The sequence below is a fragment of the Sphaerospermopsis reniformis genome (genome assembly GCF_005402885.1).
Taxonomy (GTDB): Bacteria; Cyanobacteriota; Cyanobacteriia; order Cyanobacteriales; family Nostocaceae; genus Sphaerospermopsis; species Sphaerospermopsis kisseleviana.
The window spans coordinates 19,189-34,239 of sequence record NZ_BJCE01000029.1; the positions used below are offsets into that span (position 1 = coordinate 19,189).

Here is a 15,051-nt window from a genome sequence, read left to right on the forward strand (position 1 = left end):
AACATTTAATTAACTAGAGAGGTTATTAGTGAAACTTTGCATTGTTACCCATAAAATTCAAAAAGGTGATGGTCAGGGCAGAGTAAATTATGAAGTTGCTCTAGAAGCCATTCGTCGTGGTGATCATTTGACATTATTAGCCAGTGAAATCTCACCCGAACTAGCAGAAAATAGCCGGGTAAATTGGATTAAAATTCCTGTCAACGGATATCCTACTGAATTTATTCGCAATTTTATCTTTGCTCAAAAAAGTGGTGCTTGGTTACGTAAACATCGCCATGAAGTAGATTTAATTAAAGTTAATGGTGCAATTACTAAAGGTGCGAGTGATGTAAATGCAGTACATTTTGTTCATAGTTCTTGGTGGCGATCGCCTGTACATATTTACCGTCATCGTCAAGATGTATATGGTTTATATCAATGGCTATATACTGCCATTAATGCCTCTGCTGAAAAACAGGCATTTCGAGAAAGTAAAGTTGTAATTGCTGTATCTGGAAAAGTGGCTGATGAATTAGTAAATATTGGTGTACCCTGTGATAAAATTCGGGTTATTGTGAATGGAGTTGATTTAACAGAATTTTCTCCCGGTGTGACTTCTCGGCAAAAATTAGGTTTACCGGAAAATGTCAATTTAGCTTTATTTGCTGGAGATATTCGCACAACTAGAAAAAACTTAGATTCAATTCTGCAAGCCTTAGTAAAAGTCCCCAATTTACATTTAGCAGTAGTAGGAAAAACAGAAGGTAGTCCCTTTCCAGAATTAGCAAATAGTTTAGGCATCAGTGAAAGAGTGCATTTTTTGGGATATCGACGGGATATAGCCGAAATTATGCGGGCTGTAGATTTTTTTGTTTTTCCTTCCCGATATGAAGCTTGCAGTCTGGTTTTATTAGAAGCAATGGCTTCCGGCTTACCTGTGATCACTGCCACGGCTACAGGAGGTGCAGAATTAGTCACACCAGAAGCAGGAATTATTTTACCGGATACAGATGACATAAATGCTTTATCTGCCGCCCTATTGTTATTAACAGATAATATACTGCGCCAACAAATGGGTAAAACTGCTCGCACCATTGCTGAACAACATAGCTGGACAATAATGGCACAAACCTATTTAGACTTATTTACAGAGTTAATGCAAAATGAGGAACACAGTTCTCATCCCCACCTATCGCCGTCCGCAGGACTTATCACGCTGCCTTACCGCACTGCAAGCCCAAACTAAGCCAGTTGATCAAGTAATTGTCGTAGTCCGGGATACAGATACGGAAACATGGCAATTCCTGGGCGAATTTCCGCCCCACAACCTACCATTGCAAATTGTCACAGTTACACAACCGGGAGTAGTAGCTGCTCTCAACACCGGACTGACAGCAGTAAACGGAGACATAGTTTCCATTACTGATGATGATGCTGCTCCCCATCCTGACTGGCTAGAAAAAATCACTGCCCATTTTGACAGCGATGGTTGCATAGGTGCAGTGGGCGGACGTGACTGGATACACCAAGGCGAGAAAATAGAAAACGGTTCTTCTTCAAGAGTAGGGCGTGTACAGTGGTTTGGGCGAGTCATTGGCAACCATCATTTAGGAGTAGGAAAACCTCGTGAAGTTGATGTCCTTAAAGGTGTGAATATGAGTTTTCGCACCCAAGCAATGGGGAAATTAAGATTTGATCAACGGATGCGAGGAACTGGCGCACAGGTACATTTTGAAATGGCATTTACTCTAGCTCTCAAACGTGCAGGTTGGAAAATTATTTATGATCCTAGCGTTGCCGTAGATCACTATCCTGCCCAACGTTTTGATGAAGATCAGCGGGAAAACTTTAATGAAATTGCCTTTACTAACTTAGTTCATAATGAAACCCTAGTTTTATTAGAACATTTACCACTTTTACGCCGAATTATCTTTTTATTTTGGGCAGTATTCATAGGGACAAGGGATAGTTTAGGAATATTACAATGGTTGAGATTTTTACCCAGTCAAGGCACAATTGCCACTAAAAAATTACAAGCCTCTTTGCGGGGACGTTGGCAAGCATGGCAAAGTAATAAATTGATAATTGATAATTGATAATTGATAATTTGTAATTCGTAATTTGTAATTCGTAATTTTTTCCAATCACCCATTACCCATTACCAAAAAAGTGATTTCCAAACAGATCCTTTTCAATAGTTTTTTACAAACCAATTATTCCCCAGAAAAAAGATCAGCACAAGCTTGGATAGTCATTGCTGGCTTTATCTTGCTCACAGCAACTTGCTATTTTGGCGGTGCTGCTAGTTTATTACGCTTGGTTTTTCCTGCCTCCTCTTTGCTTGTAGCAGTATTTTTATACTTGCGTCATCCCATTCTTTACATTGGTTTTACTTGGTGGATTTGGTTTCTCACACCCTTCCTAACTCGTTTAGTTGACTATCGAATTGGTTGGGACCCCACCCGGCAAATGATGCTTGCACCTTATGTAGTGGTATTTGTCACTATCGCCACCTTGTTGAAACACTTACCTAGTGCTATTCGTCAAGGAGGCTTACCTTTTGTTTTAGGTTTTATCGGGGTGATCTACGGTTTTTTAGTGGGATTAATTTTTAATCAACCAGTTCCAGTTATCCGCGGACTTTTAGACTGGTTAAGTCCCATTCTTTTTGCATTTCATTTATTTATGAATTGGCGAGATTATCCTAGTTATCGTCAACACATTCAGCGGGTATTTTTATGGTGTGTTTTAATCACAGGAGCTTATGGAATCTATCAATTTGTAGTTGCTCCTGAGTGGGATAAATTGTGGCTAATAGAATCAAAAATGTTTACCAGTTCTGGTAATCCTGAACCTTTTGGAATGCGGGTTTGGAGTACACTGCACTCAACTGGTCCATTTGGTTCGGTAATGCAAGCTGGTTTGTTGTTATTATTTACCAGTTCTGGTCCATTAATTTTTCCTGCTTCCGCAGTTGGGTATTTGTCATTTTTACTTTCTCAAGTACGTACTAATTGGGGCGGTTGGATTCTAGGAATAATTATAATTTTGGGTTCGGTAAATGCCCGAATTAAAATGCGTTTAATTATGATCATTTTAGTAATGGCTATGTGTGTTGTACCATTGCTAAATATTGAACCTATCTCTGAAGTTGTGACTACTCGCTTGGAAAGTTTTTCTAATCTGCAAAAAGATACTAGTTTTCTGGAGAGATCAAAATCTTATGATCGAAATCTCAATTTAGCCCTTTCTACTGCTCTTGGTAATGGTTTAGGAAATATCTGGAAAGTTAATGAAAAAACTGGACAAATTGAAGTTATTGTAATTGACAGCGGCATTTTAGATATGTTTTTTACTTTGGGTTGGTTCGGTGCTATACCTTATCTTGGTGGGTTGTTATTAATGCTTTTTAGTGTTAGTAACCATACTGAAGGAAAGTTGGATAGTTTTGTCAGTGCTGCTCGTGCTATTGGGATCAGTTCCTGCGCTCAGTTGATTATTTATAGTGGGATGTTAAGTGTGTCAGGTATGATTATGTGGGGATTTTTGGCTATGGCTATGGCAGCACATAAATACTATCAGCAGCAAGGAATGAAGATGTAATTAATTGGATTAGGATTTAGAACTTGAACAGTAAACAAAGGAGAGAACGCAAAGTTTCTCTTGTAAAGAACAAAATTCCCGATTTCTTAGAGAAGTCGGGAATTTAATCGCGTCATGCTATATAATCATTTTGATGTTTTATTAAAAAAGGCTGATTTTTAACTAATTTATTTTTTGCTGAATTAATTATAATCTAGCTGCTTTTTAGTAATTTCATTTTTTGTATGTATGAGGTAATTATGAATCAAATCAATCGTGTGGCAATTGTTGGAGGCAGTCACGGTAATGAATTAATTGGAGTTTATTTAATCAAAAAGTTCCATAAATATCCAGATTTAATTCAGAGATCAAGTTTTGAAACTTTGTCATTATTCGGTAATCCTAAAGCTATTGCCAGTGGAAGCAGATACATTGATAAAGATTTAAATCGTTGCTTTACTGGAGACAATTTACCTGATGACAAAATTTCTATTTATGAAGAATTAAGGGCTAGGGAAATTCAAGCAATTTTGCAACCACAAAACCAAGATTGTGTAAATGCAATTATTGATTTACATACGACTACAGCCAAAATGGGATTATGTATTATTTTAGGTAATATGCACCCCCTATTATTACGTTTGGCGGCTCATCTGAGTGCAATTAATCCTTTGGTAAAAGTTTATAGTCATCAACAACCTAGAAATAGTGGTTTTCTCCGTTCTTTAAGTGAATTAGGTTTAGCTATAGAAGTTGGTGCTGTCGCTCAAGGTATTTTAAATGCGGAATTGTTTCAAAAAACAGAACAACTTATTTATGCTGTGTTGGACTATTTTGAAGGATGTAACCAAGGGAAAATTCCCCAACATAACAACACGCTGACACTTTATCAATCTATTGGTGCGGTTGATTATCCTAGAAATGAAGATGGGGAAATTAAAGCGATGATTCATCCCCAACTTCAATTTAGAGATTATCAACCTCTCCATCCTGGTGATCCAATTTTTCTCACTTTTGAAGATGAAGAAATTCTCTATGAGGGAGAGTCTATTGTGTATCCTCTCTTTATCAATGAAGCTGCTTATTATGAAAAAGGAATTGCCATGTATTTTAGTCAAAAGGAAGTGATTAATATATAGCAATAAATAGAGAATAGGTAAGGTAGATGAATGGATATTGATGACTAATGACTATTTACCTACTACTAATTCTCTCATTTGTATTGGGTTGATGACGGCATATTTTCTAGTTAACTCACGGTATACAGCCAATGTTTCCTCACTTACTCGCATGGTACTAAATCTTTCTAGATTTTGCTGGGCGCGTAATTTCCAGCTTTGTAATTGTTGAGGATCTTTGAGTAATTGCACTAAGGTATTAGCCAATGTTTGGCTATCTTTGGGTGGAATAAGAATACCAGCTTGACGATGATCTAAAGTTTCAGGAATGCCATCTACATCACTAGCGACAATGGCACAACCGGCTTCTCGTGCTTCTGTTAAAACTAAACCAAATGATTCACAGTGTGAGGCGAGAACAAAGATATCTGTGGATAACATATATCGTTGGGGTTCTGGTTGGAAACCTTCAAAATGAATACGTTTGCGTAGTTTACTGCAGTTTTTAACCATGCTCTCAAATATAGCACGGTCTGGTCCATCTCCTACTAAATAAAGATGGGCTTGAGGAAAATCTTTAGCAATAGTTTGAAAGGCTGCAATTAACTCACCAATACCTTTTCTAGTATACATTCCTGCTACTGTGGTTATGGCTGGATGATGTAGTTTTATGGGTTGATAATCTTGGATTTTTCTATGTCGAGGACTGCCTAAAGTGCCGTTAGCAACTACTCGTAATTTTTCGGCGGGAATACCACGGCGGATCATAGAATCAGCTACTGCATGACTAACTGCAATTACCCGATCTGCTAATCCCATTAATACTGCACTATGTTGAAATTCATTATGTACAGTGGAAACTAAACTATATTCATGATTATTTCTCAAAATTCCTGCTAGTACAACTCCTGTCATCATGTGGGCATGAACAATATCTGGTTGAAATTCTTTGATAATTTTTCGATAACGCCAAGCTGCTTTAATGATGTTTAATGGTGTACGTGATTGATTGAGTTGAAAATGCTCAATTCCATGATTTGCTAATAATTTTTCGTATTCTCCACCTGCTGAAGCAACAGCAACTTTAAAACCTTGTTTTGATTGTAAACAAGCTAAGTCTACTGCGACATTGACAATTCCGTTACCGATTTTTTGGACATGGTTCGTAATGTGTAGGATACGCATTTATTTGTTCTCCACGGCAATTGTTGTTAATAGAAATTTCACCAGGCAAAAGATGTTGATATTTTAGCTTTGAGCTTTTGATTCAATACATGAGAATTAATTATGAAAGAAGATTTCTTCTGAAGATAAAAATCGTTTGATAAAGCCTGGTGGGAGGGTTTGCATTTGGGAAGGATAGGCAGCGATCGCTCTTTTTTTCTTTTCTTGTACTGAGGTAATTGATAAGCGATACGCTGACTTAATATCATTGAATTTTAAGAGGATAAATAAGGGCGCTCTCCAAAATACCCAAATAGGATATTGTAGGAGTTGGACTTTAATTCCACTCTGGGCGATCGCCTCTTTTACCAAGTAATATGTAGCTTCATGATCTCTATGACAATCTTTACGGTGAGGAACATAAACTTCTCCTGGTTGATAACGTTTTAACAGTTCGGAAATCTGTGCAATGGTTTGTTGTTTTTCTTCAGGATTTAAATCTGGTAAACTGCCATCTTTTTTATTCAAAAAGTGAATTTCTGAAGGAGAAATACCCAAAATACTTAATGCTTCTAAAGACTCTTGTTTACGAATTTGAATAATTTGATTTTGAATATTTGTATCTGTACCATGCGAACCACGTCCATCGGTTAAAAAAGTGACGGCTACTTTTATTCCTTGTTCCCGTTTGCGAGCGATCATCCCACCACAACCTAAAGTTTCATCATCTTGATGGGGAGAAAAAACCATTGCAGAAGCTTCACTAAATTGAAACTGTTCACTTCCCCAACCTAAAATAAATTTTGCAAGTAAACTAGCATGAATATATTGGACTGTATTTAATAAATTGCTGGGAATTAATTTTTGTAATTCCATCAAGGTTGTTTTTAGCATATTTTTTTACTTCCTCTACTTCTATTAATTTATTCTCTAAACAGAGTCTCAAGCTATGAAAATTAAGGCAAAGTACAAAGCCTTAATTATCATCATATTTAAACAAACTCAGCCAAATTTATTAATTTTGTAAATTTGTGCTATAAATATGAAGATTGAATTTTCTCTGTCTCAGCATACAAAAAATGTTATTTGTTCAACTTAAAAATCATGATTGGATGGCAAATTATCCAATATTCTGACTCATGTACGGGTTTAGCAATGCTAAACCCGTACTTAATCCTAAATGATGGATTTTTACACTTAATCCAATAAGTTGGATAACCTAATTTTTAGGAAATTGGTAAACGATAAATAATCACTTTTCCTTTCCAATTTTCTTCCACAAACACTAAATATTCACCATTACGACGACGAAAAGCGCGGATACCGTGGGGAATATCCACCCAACCACTTTCTCCAGCAACTTCTGGACCTGGACTAAATTTTCTTACAAGTTTGCCTGTAGTGGCATTATAGATATTAACCTCCGCAGTTTTAGATGTCACTGTAAATACATAATCTACTGCTACACTCATAGCGGCGGTAGCAATTTCTCGTTTACCAGTGGTGTCATAAGGAATGACAGTTCGCCATTTAGGAGTGCGATTTCCTTTACTCCAATTATCAAATCGGGCAATTTCTGACCCGACAACTCCCCAATCATCACCAATAGCAGGATGTTCAACAGTAAAACCTGACAAATACATCGTATCTGTTTCGGGAAAATATTCAATTCTTCGCAAATCTTTAAAGAAACTAGGAGTCTTTTCCTTTTGCATGGAACGATAGGTATAAATCGGATTTCCTTGACTATCTAATCCCTGTAAAGGATAATGGCGAATACCATCTTCCGTTCGCAAAGCTTTCCAAACATCACCTTTAGTATCTACCCACCAACCTCCTATGTAGGGATAATCTTCACTGTTGTCATATTCATTTTGATCAAATGCACCATTACCATTTTTATCTCGCCAGATCCATTCTCCTTTGGCTGGTTGATATGGAGGCCAATTACCTTTTATAGCTTGTTCTTGTTTATCATTAGTTCCCACAAACATTCCCGCGGGAATAGCAATTTCACCATCTGTTTTTGGATCAAAACGATAAATTTGCACCATACTTCCGAACATATGTGTCAGAAATAAAAAAGGCTTTCCTTGAATGCGACGGAAAATAGGAGCATCTGGGGATGTATGTAGACGCGGATCTTGAGGATATTTGAAAGGATTTAAAGTATAAGCTTTATATGTCCACTGTTTACCTGCTGGTTTACTGTAATCCATCCAATATTCTTCTTGTTTGGTGAAAAGATTAACACCATCACTTTTAGGATCTGTATCGGCATTATCAACAAAGATTAAACCAAGTAATTGCCATTGCAGTTTTCCCGATGGGGAGAATTTTCTTAAATCTGTTCCTGAATTATTAAAGCCATTATTGTTGATATAGAAATTGCCGGCACTATCTGCACCAACGCCTGTAATACCATAAAGTTTTAAGTCTTGAACTTCTCCAGGAACACCGCTATAAATTCCATTTTTAGTTCCGAAAGTTCCTACCTGGACAGGTTGGTTTTTGATGTTGTAAATTAGTACCTGTTGCCGGATGCCATTTTCAGCTACTAATATTCTATCTTGTTTATAAATGGCGATCGCTGTAGGATCAACAACATCTACAATTTGTTGGGGTAATTTCTTACCAGTTTGGTCATAATGAACTATTTTCCCTGGTGTATTACCTTTTTTATTTTGAATAATCCATAAAGTTCCCCGTGGATCAACGGCTATTCCTCCGGGATTATTAACAGTAAATTTTCCCGTTTCCTGCATTGTTTCTGTATTGAAAATACGCACAATGTTGGCATCAGCATTACTCACAAATAACTTATTACCTACAATTGCTAAACCAGTAACTTCGCTTTTGTCACTGATAATTAACATACTTTTATCCCAGCCATTTCCCCCAGGAAAAGGTGCAGGTTTTCCCGTTAAATCATAGCGTCTCACACAGTACCAAGTTTTACCCTCAGAAGGATAACCTTCTTTTTGACTACTCATTCCTCCCTGTCTCATAGCAACATAAATATATTTGCTATTGGCTGTAACCGCTTTCCCACCCAGACGATACCAACCATGCAAATCTTTTAGGAAACCTATGACTTTACCATCTTTATAGATAGCTGCTTCCATGCCAGCTTCATCCCAAATGCTGTTAGTATAAATTAGTCCATTTCCTGTAACATACATCGCCTCTATATAGTTTTGTACCCTTAGTTCTCCCTTACCAATAGTATTACCAAGCCAAGATGTTTGATAAGTAAATACTGGTGCTGTAGCTGTTTGAGTTGTGGCTTTTTCCATTGTCATTCCCGCAAAGATGACAATTAAGCTACAAGTGACAGACAGTAAAATTTTGACAGCTATATTTTGTCGCCAGTACCTACTCCTAACTACATTATTGATAACTTGAATTAGCTGTTGTTGATTTTTTTGAATTTGTGAAGTGAATCTGTTTTTCATAAAATTGCTATGGCTGCATATTGGCAAAAATGAGTTGCTAAATTATGCTTTTGCTTTTTGATATCTTGTTCCTTTTCTAAAAACCGTAGCGAAAACGTAGCGGAGAAAAGGCACAGAAACATCATTGGTACTAAATATCAATAAACTAACAAATAAATGTTGCATTTTAGGTAATTTCATCAGAACTTTATCAAAAAAATATATTTTTTATATTTTCTCATCTGCCAATATTATTCTTTTTCATAAAAATAATTTATCTTCCCCTCGGAACTTGTTAATTATAATACAGGATTCATCAAAGCCTAATTCTGTAGATAGATACAAAGCTTGAGAAAATATTTAATTATCAAAGGTGCGGATTTAATAGATATTAATGATATCAATGATATTAATAATCACAGTAATACTTTTACTAAGTACAAAATCCCAAGACTCCCCGTACTCAGTAAACTCAATATATAAAAATAATTTATTCAAAAACTACCTGATTTACAAATTTTTAACCGGATTAAACTAAAGGTTTGTTAATTGATGATTGTGAGCATTAACTGTATCGTTTCAGACTTACCTATTAAATAAGTTTCATCGTGTGAGGAAGTTAAGGAGATAATTAGGTGGAAGGTATGACAAAAACTCAGGAATTAGCTTCTGCGTCTATCCTCACATTGGGAACAGGTTGGTTTCCCAAAACACCGGGAGGATTAGAAAGGTATATTTATGAACTAACTCAAAAATTAGCTCTAAATAAAGACCGAATAGAATTATGTGGTGTAGGTTTACCTGATGCAAAAAATACACCCATTCAGTCAAATATTCAGTTAAATAATTTAGCATCTCCAGATAGTCAAATTTGGAAAAGATTATGGTCCATTCGGACTAACTTCCAAAAAACTAGATTAGATCAACCTGATGCAATTAATCTACATTTCGCATTATATAGCTTTCCGATTTTGGATCTTTTACCGAAAGAAGTACCAATTACTTTTAATTTTCATGGTCCTTGGGCTTCGGAAAGTAAGGAAGAAGAAGTAAATAAAAAACTAAGTATTTGGATGAAGAGGCAATTAATAGAAAAAAATACCTATAATCGCTGCGATCGCTTCATTGTTCTCAGCCAAGCTTTTGGTAATATTTTACATCAACAATATCAAGTTCCCTGGCATAAAATTCACATTATCCCCGGTGGAGTAGACATCAATCACTTTCAATATAATTTATCTCGTCTCACAGCCAGAAAACAACTAGGTTGGCCAACTGATCGACCAATATTATTTACCTCCCGTCGTCTAGTTTATCGCATGGGAATTGATAAGTTATTACAAGCACTAGCCATAATTAAACCCACAATTCCTGATATTTGGTTAGCTATTGCTGGACGTGGACATATTCAAAATTTACTACAACAACAGGTGATAGAACTTGGACTAGAAAACAATGTTAAATTCTTAGGTTTTTTACCTGATGAACAGTTACCAATTGCTTACCAAGCTGCTAATTTAACAGTAATGCCCAGTCAGTCTTTTGAAGGTTTTGGATTAGCAATTGTGGAATCTTTAGCCTGTGGTACTCCAGTTTTATGCACACCTGTAGGGGGAATGCCGGAAATTTTACAGGGTTTTGCACCAGATTTAATTACTGATTCTATTACTGTTGATAGCATTGCTGATAAATTAGAACAAGCAATGTTAAGAAAAATCATTTTACCTTCTAGAGAAGAATGTCGTAATTATGCAGTACAAAATTATGATTGGAATCATATTTCTCAACAAGTAAGACAAGTTATTTTAGCTGATCAAAATTGATAAATTAAACGCAGATAGACGCAGATAAAGGTAGATAATAATGAAGATTTTGTTTTTAGATCAAAGTGGTAAACCGGGTGGTGCTGAGTTATGTTTATTAGATATTGCTAAACCCTTTGCTAATAATTCTTTGGTTGGTTTATTTGCTGATGGTGATTTTAGAAAGTTACTGGAAATTAATCATATTCCTGTGGAAGTTTTAGCAACTCAAGCTATTAAAGTTAAAAGACAAAGTAGTTTATTTACAGCATTAGCTAGTTTAGGACAACTCACACCTTTAATTAATAAAGTCGTGACACGCGCTAGGGAATATGATTTAATTTACGCTAATACTCAAAAAGCTTTAGTTGTCGGTGCAATAGCAAGTTTTCTCTCTCGTCGTCCTTTGGTTTATCATTTACACGATATTCTATCTTTAGAACATTTTAGTAACACTAATCTCCGGGTTGCTATTACTTTAATTAATCGCTTTGCATCTTTAGTAATTGCTAATTCTCAAGCTAGTAAAACTGCATTTATCCAAGCTGGTGGGAAACCTGATTTTGTAGAAGTTGTCTATAATGGTTTTGCTATTAAAAATTATCAAGTTTCTGAAAATGAACCTCGGCAATTAAGGCTAAATTTGGGATTAGAGGATAAATTTGTAGTGGGACATTTTAGCCGTCTTTCTCCCTGGAAAGGACAGCATATTTTAATTGATGCTTTGGCAGAATGTCCAGAAAATGTTAATGTTATTTTGGTCGGTGATGCTTTATTTGGTGAGGATGAATATATACAAGAGTTACACCATCAAGTAAAAGCTTTAAATTTAGAAAACCGAGTTAAATTTTTAGGTTTTCGTGATGATATTCCCCAATTAATGTCAGCTTGTGATTTAGTGGCACATACATCAATTGCACCTGAACCTTTTGGTAGAGTTATTGTGGAAGCGATGCTATGCGGTAAACCTGTGGTTGCTGCTAAAGCTGGGGGTGCAATAGAATTAGTTGAAGATGGGATAAATGGTTTTTTAATCACACCAAATAACCCCCAAGAATTAGCACAGGTAATTAATCATTGTGTTCAGGAAAAAGACTTGATGCAAAATATCGCTAATTATGCTAGAATTAGTGCTAGTCAAATGTTTGATGTGAATATTATTAATCAGCAAATTCAAGAATTGTTAAAAAGGTGATCAGATCCCCGACTTCTATGTTATATCTCTGGTTGATGAAGATTAAATATTAGAGAAGTCGGGGATATTAGCTAAATATAAGTTTTTTAAATATTGATTTTGCTAAAATAGATCAATTGCGCCTTGTTGACAATAATCAGCCTTTATTCTCAAGATTATTGAGAATGTTGTCAATAATTCAACGCAAATACGTTTTTTCAGGATTGATTAATCCTTATTTACTTTTTGTGCTACGATCATATGTATAATCTGATTGGGTGTTTTTGCTATTTTTTAGAAAAATCCTACAATTGTAGGAGTTGGGTTTCCTGATGTCTACCCAACCCAGGACTGTTTAATTAACTTTTAATTACGCTGCTTCCCGAATTGGTGAAGAAATACTCACTTCTGGAAGGGGAAGGGAAAGTTGTTCAGCTTGAGGTAATGCTGCTTCCTCCAAAACTGTAACTTCAATATTGACACTGACTAAATAACTACCCGTATCCGCACCTACCGCTTCAGCAATTAATTTTGCTATGTCTGGACGTTTTGCGGTCAGAGGATCACGTAAAATACAACGATCCCATTCATGCTTGGCAGTTGGATTAAGATTGAGAATATAGTGCTTCATCATAGTAATACCCTTGTAATACCCTTGAATCCATCTTCCAGATATTGTTTACAGGTCGGACACGATGAATTTATTATAGTACATTTATACTAAATTTGCAAGAGAATAGCGAAAAACCCCTGACTTATCCAGGACTTACGCAAAAAATAACGAAAGTAGCGGCAATTCATGAATTACCGCTACACCAGAACAGGGTTTGAATCACATTTTAAGTCAGTCAAATATCTGCTTAATGCAAAGATGAACCACTTTCTTGATAACTCAATAACTGAACATCATTAACCCAGATTGATTGTTGAGGTACGGGAATATTAATTCCAACTTCATCAAAAGCAATTTTCAGACGACGACGATATTCTCGCGCTACATCCCATTGTTTGAGGGGTTGGGTTTTGATCCAAACACGAATCATCATCCCGCGATCGCCAAAATTATCAATTCCCAAAATACTGGGGGTTTCAATAATTTGTCGTTTCCATTGAGGTTCTTGATTCATCTGGATAGCGACATTTTCAATTAATTTCAAAGCCTTATCAATATCAGTTTGATAAGAAACTGGAATAATTAAATCAGCACGAGACCAGCGACTAGAAAGATTAGCTACAACTTTAATTTCGCTGTTAGGAATTGTAATTAATCTTCCTTCTGCATCCCGTATTTGAGTCATTCGCAAATTGAGATTTTCCACTAAACCACCCACATTTCCCACAGTAATCACATCACCCAAAGCATATTGATCTTCAAGAATAATCAAAAAGCCATTAATGGCATCTTTAATTAAGTTCTGAGAAGCCAAAGATACAGCCACACCAATTAAACCAGCACCAGCTAAAAGAGGAACAATATTTATTCCCAAAGCAATTAAGGACATTAGGATTCCTGCACCTACCCAAATAATGATAGTGATACTTTTAGTAACCCCAGAAAATGTGGATATTCTCAATTGCAAACGTTCGGAAGTTTCTGGAGTTAGTAATGCTCCACCACTGATGATAGTAGAGGTAAAATGATCTATAATGGCATAGGTAAACCTTACTGTTAGATATGTTCCCACACCAACAACTATTAATTTAATGGGAATTTTGGCAATGGTGAGAATCCCAATTTGTAGGGCTTGGGTAGCAGGAAATAGTCCTAAAATAATTAAACTACCACTGACCTAAATTCCAGCTTGTGCAAGTTGAAATAGTCGGGTTTTAACTTCTTGAAGATGTCGCTCTTGCTGTTTATTTAGTAATGTAGTGATGGGTTGATCTTCTGAGGAATTAGAGTCAGAGACTTTGAGTAAATTATTACTTAAACGTTTTTGGAAACGACGAACTCCCCAACTCATGATTACCATAGCGATGGTAGTACCAGAGGCGATCGCCAATTGTTCTAAAAATTGATTTTCTTTTTCTTGTTGTGGTTGAGTTAATGTTGTTTTAGTAAATGTAGTTTTATGTAAACTTTCTGGTATTTCTGGTAAATTATTCGGTGTCTGGGCTGTAGCTTTAGGTATGGGTGCAATGGATATGATCATTGAACCCGTAATCGCTAAAAATTTACCTAGCACTTAAATACCTCCTTGGGTAATAGACATTTTGTGGTCATGAAATGTGTATAACCACGAAACCCCTGTAGGGATAATTCATGAATTGTCCCTATGATAATTGTTACCAGATGTTTCATGATCTATGTCAGGGTTTAGGATTGCTAAACCCCTTACTTTTGACGGACTCTTGTGTACAGAATCTTGGCAAATCATTAAATAGGAGTCCTATAGTCTTACCAGAGAAAGATGAAAAAACCAAAAGTTAGATCGGGTCTTAATCTTACTTATGTTGAAGATATAGGTAGTATGTAATAGCTAATAGGTATTTATGATAAAATATGGCTAATTAAATGTAGAACAGATTAGAAAAAATATTTGGGAAAAATTGTCTATGTCTCGACCATCTTTTGTAATTTTTGCCCAAAATTACCTTTTTGCACTACTTAGTAATTATGGTAATGTTTTCCTCAATGAACTTATTCCCCGTAACCCTAAATTGAGAGTAGACCTGTCCGAAATATATAACGGAAAAATGGTAGAACGGTAAATGGAAAATATACCGTGGTTCTACCAAAGATGAAAAATATTACCAATTATATACATATGTACCCAAAACGCGCTAGGGGTATA

General features: G+C 35.9%; 12 protein-coding genes and 1 pseudogene. 7 read left to right on the forward strand and 6 right to left on the reverse strand.

Translation table 11 applies throughout. The features are described 5' to 3' along the window. Window positions 1-28 precede the first annotated feature (28 nt). The 4 genes from FFR48_RS06510 to FFR48_RS06525 all read left to right on the forward strand — a co-directional run bounded on the left by FFR48_RS06510 (window position 29) and on the right by FFR48_RS06525 (window position 4,703). The gene (locus FFR48_RS06510; RefSeq protein WP_137666779.1) at window positions 29-1,228 is read left to right on the forward strand and encodes a glycosyltransferase family 4 protein; all 1,200 of its coding nucleotides are present in this window, start codon (window positions 29-31) and stop codon (window positions 1,226-1,228) included. Further along, window positions 1,146-2,078, forward strand: coding sequence for a glycosyltransferase family 2 protein (locus tag FFR48_RS06515; protein ID WP_137666780.1), 933 nt, complete (start codon window positions 1,146-1,148; stop codon window positions 2,076-2,078). Before FFR48_RS06510 ends, FFR48_RS06515 begins: the two co-directional genes overlap by 83 nt. Before the next feature lie 73 nt (window positions 2,079-2,151). Then, window positions 2,152-3,585, forward strand: a complete 1,434-nt coding sequence (locus FFR48_RS06520; protein ID WP_137666781.1) for an O-antigen ligase domain-containing protein — start codon at window positions 2,152-2,154, stop codon at window positions 3,583-3,585. A gap of 239 nt (window positions 3,586-3,824) precedes the next feature. Continuing rightward, window positions 3,825-4,703 (forward strand): aspartoacylase, encoded by an 879-nt coding sequence (locus tag FFR48_RS06525; protein ID WP_137666782.1) that lies wholly within the window; start codon window positions 3,825-3,827, stop codon window positions 4,701-4,703. 51 nt (window positions 4,704-4,754) lie between these two features. On the opposite strand, the gene FFR48_RS06530 is transcribed toward FFR48_RS06525, so the two are convergent. The 4 genes from FFR48_RS06530 to FFR48_RS06545 form a co-directional block, all read right to left on the reverse strand. Beyond that, window positions 4,755-5,867 carry a glycosyltransferase family 4 protein gene (locus FFR48_RS06530; RefSeq protein ID WP_137666783.1) on the reverse strand — a complete coding sequence of 371 codons (1,113 nt, stop codon included), beginning with the start codon at window positions 5,865-5,867 and terminating at the stop codon, window positions 4,755-4,757. Between the two features lie 96 nt (window positions 5,868-5,963). Continuing rightward, window positions 5,964-6,740, reverse strand: a complete 777-nt coding sequence (locus FFR48_RS06535) for a PIG-L deacetylase family protein (protein ID WP_096570791.1) — start codon at window positions 6,738-6,740, stop codon at window positions 5,964-5,966. A 332-nt stretch (window positions 6,741-7,072) separates the two neighbouring features. Further along, window positions 7,073-9,301, reverse strand: a complete 2,229-nt coding sequence (locus tag FFR48_RS06540; protein WP_137666784.1) for an NHL repeat-containing protein — start codon at window positions 9,299-9,301, stop codon at window positions 7,073-7,075. A 42-nt stretch (window positions 9,302-9,343) separates the two neighbouring features. Next, the gene (locus tag FFR48_RS06545) at window positions 9,344-9,481 is read right to left on the reverse strand and encodes a hypothetical protein (RefSeq protein WP_162501848.1); all 138 of its coding nucleotides are present in this window, start codon (window positions 9,479-9,481) and stop codon (window positions 9,344-9,346) included. A gap of 443 nt (window positions 9,482-9,924) precedes the next feature. Between FFR48_RS06545 and FFR48_RS06550 the strand changes: the two genes are divergently transcribed. Both FFR48_RS06550 and FFR48_RS06555 read left to right on the forward strand, forming a co-directional pair. Then, entirely contained in the window at window positions 9,925-11,103 is a 1,179-nt protein-coding gene (locus FFR48_RS06550; RefSeq protein ID WP_137666785.1) for a glycosyltransferase family 4 protein, read from the forward strand. Between the two features lie 40 nt (window positions 11,104-11,143). Beyond that, window positions 11,144-12,277, forward strand: a complete 1,134-nt coding sequence (locus tag FFR48_RS06555; RefSeq protein ID WP_137666786.1) for a glycosyltransferase — start codon at window positions 11,144-11,146, stop codon at window positions 12,275-12,277. 349 nt (window positions 12,278-12,626) lie between these two features. On the opposite strand, the gene FFR48_RS06560 is transcribed toward FFR48_RS06555, so the two are convergent. Next, window positions 12,627-12,890, reverse strand: coding sequence for a hypothetical protein (locus FFR48_RS06560; protein WP_137666787.1), 264 nt, complete (start codon window positions 12,888-12,890; stop codon window positions 12,627-12,629). 226 nt (window positions 12,891-13,116) lie between these two features. After that, window positions 13,117-14,304: pseudogene (locus tag FFR48_RS06565) on the reverse strand (mechanosensitive ion channel family protein); the annotation flags it as partial. A gap of 508 nt (window positions 14,305-14,812) precedes the next feature. Here FFR48_RS06565 and FFR48_RS06570 point away from each other — a divergent pair. Beyond that, window positions 14,813-14,968 (forward strand): hypothetical protein, encoded by a 156-nt coding sequence (locus tag FFR48_RS06570; protein ID WP_162501849.1) that lies wholly within the window; start codon window positions 14,813-14,815, stop codon window positions 14,966-14,968. Window positions 14,969-15,051 lie beyond the last annotated feature (83 nt).

What these genes read in the sequence shown, in the direction of transcription:
- FFR48_RS06515 (WP_137666780.1), top strand. Translation starts at nt 1,146, where the DNA reads ATGAGGAACACAGTTCTCATCCCCACCTATCGCCGTCCGCAGGACTTA.
- FFR48_RS06525 (WP_137666782.1), top strand. Translation starts at nt 3,825, where the DNA reads ATGAATCAAATCAATCGTGTGGCAATTGTTGGAGGCAGTCACGGTAAT.
- FFR48_RS06530 (WP_137666783.1), bottom strand. Translation starts at nt 5,867, where the DNA reads ATGCGTATCCTACACATTACGAACCATGTCCAAAAAATCGGTAACGGA.
- FFR48_RS06535 (WP_096570791.1), bottom strand. Translation starts at nt 6,740, where the DNA reads ATGCTAAAAACAACCTTGATGGAATTACAAAAATTAATTCCCAGCAAT.
- FFR48_RS06540 (WP_137666784.1), bottom strand. Translation starts at nt 9,301, where the DNA reads ATGAAAAACAGATTCACTTCACAAATTCAAAAAAATCAACAACAGCTA.
- FFR48_RS06545 (WP_162501848.1), bottom strand. Translation starts at nt 9,481, where the DNA reads ATGAAATTACCTAAAATGCAACATTTATTTGTTAGTTTATTGATATTT.
- FFR48_RS06550 (WP_137666785.1), top strand. Translation starts at nt 9,925, where the DNA reads ATGACAAAAACTCAGGAATTAGCTTCTGCGTCTATCCTCACATTGGGA.
- FFR48_RS06555 (WP_137666786.1), top strand. Translation starts at nt 11,144, where the DNA reads ATGAAGATTTTGTTTTTAGATCAAAGTGGTAAACCGGGTGGTGCTGAG.
- FFR48_RS06560 (WP_137666787.1), bottom strand. Translation starts at nt 12,890, where the DNA reads ATGATGAAGCACTATATTCTCAATCTTAATCCAACTGCCAAGCATGAA.
- FFR48_RS06570 (WP_162501849.1), top strand. Translation starts at nt 14,813, where the DNA reads ATGTCTCGACCATCTTTTGTAATTTTTGCCCAAAATTACCTTTTTGCA.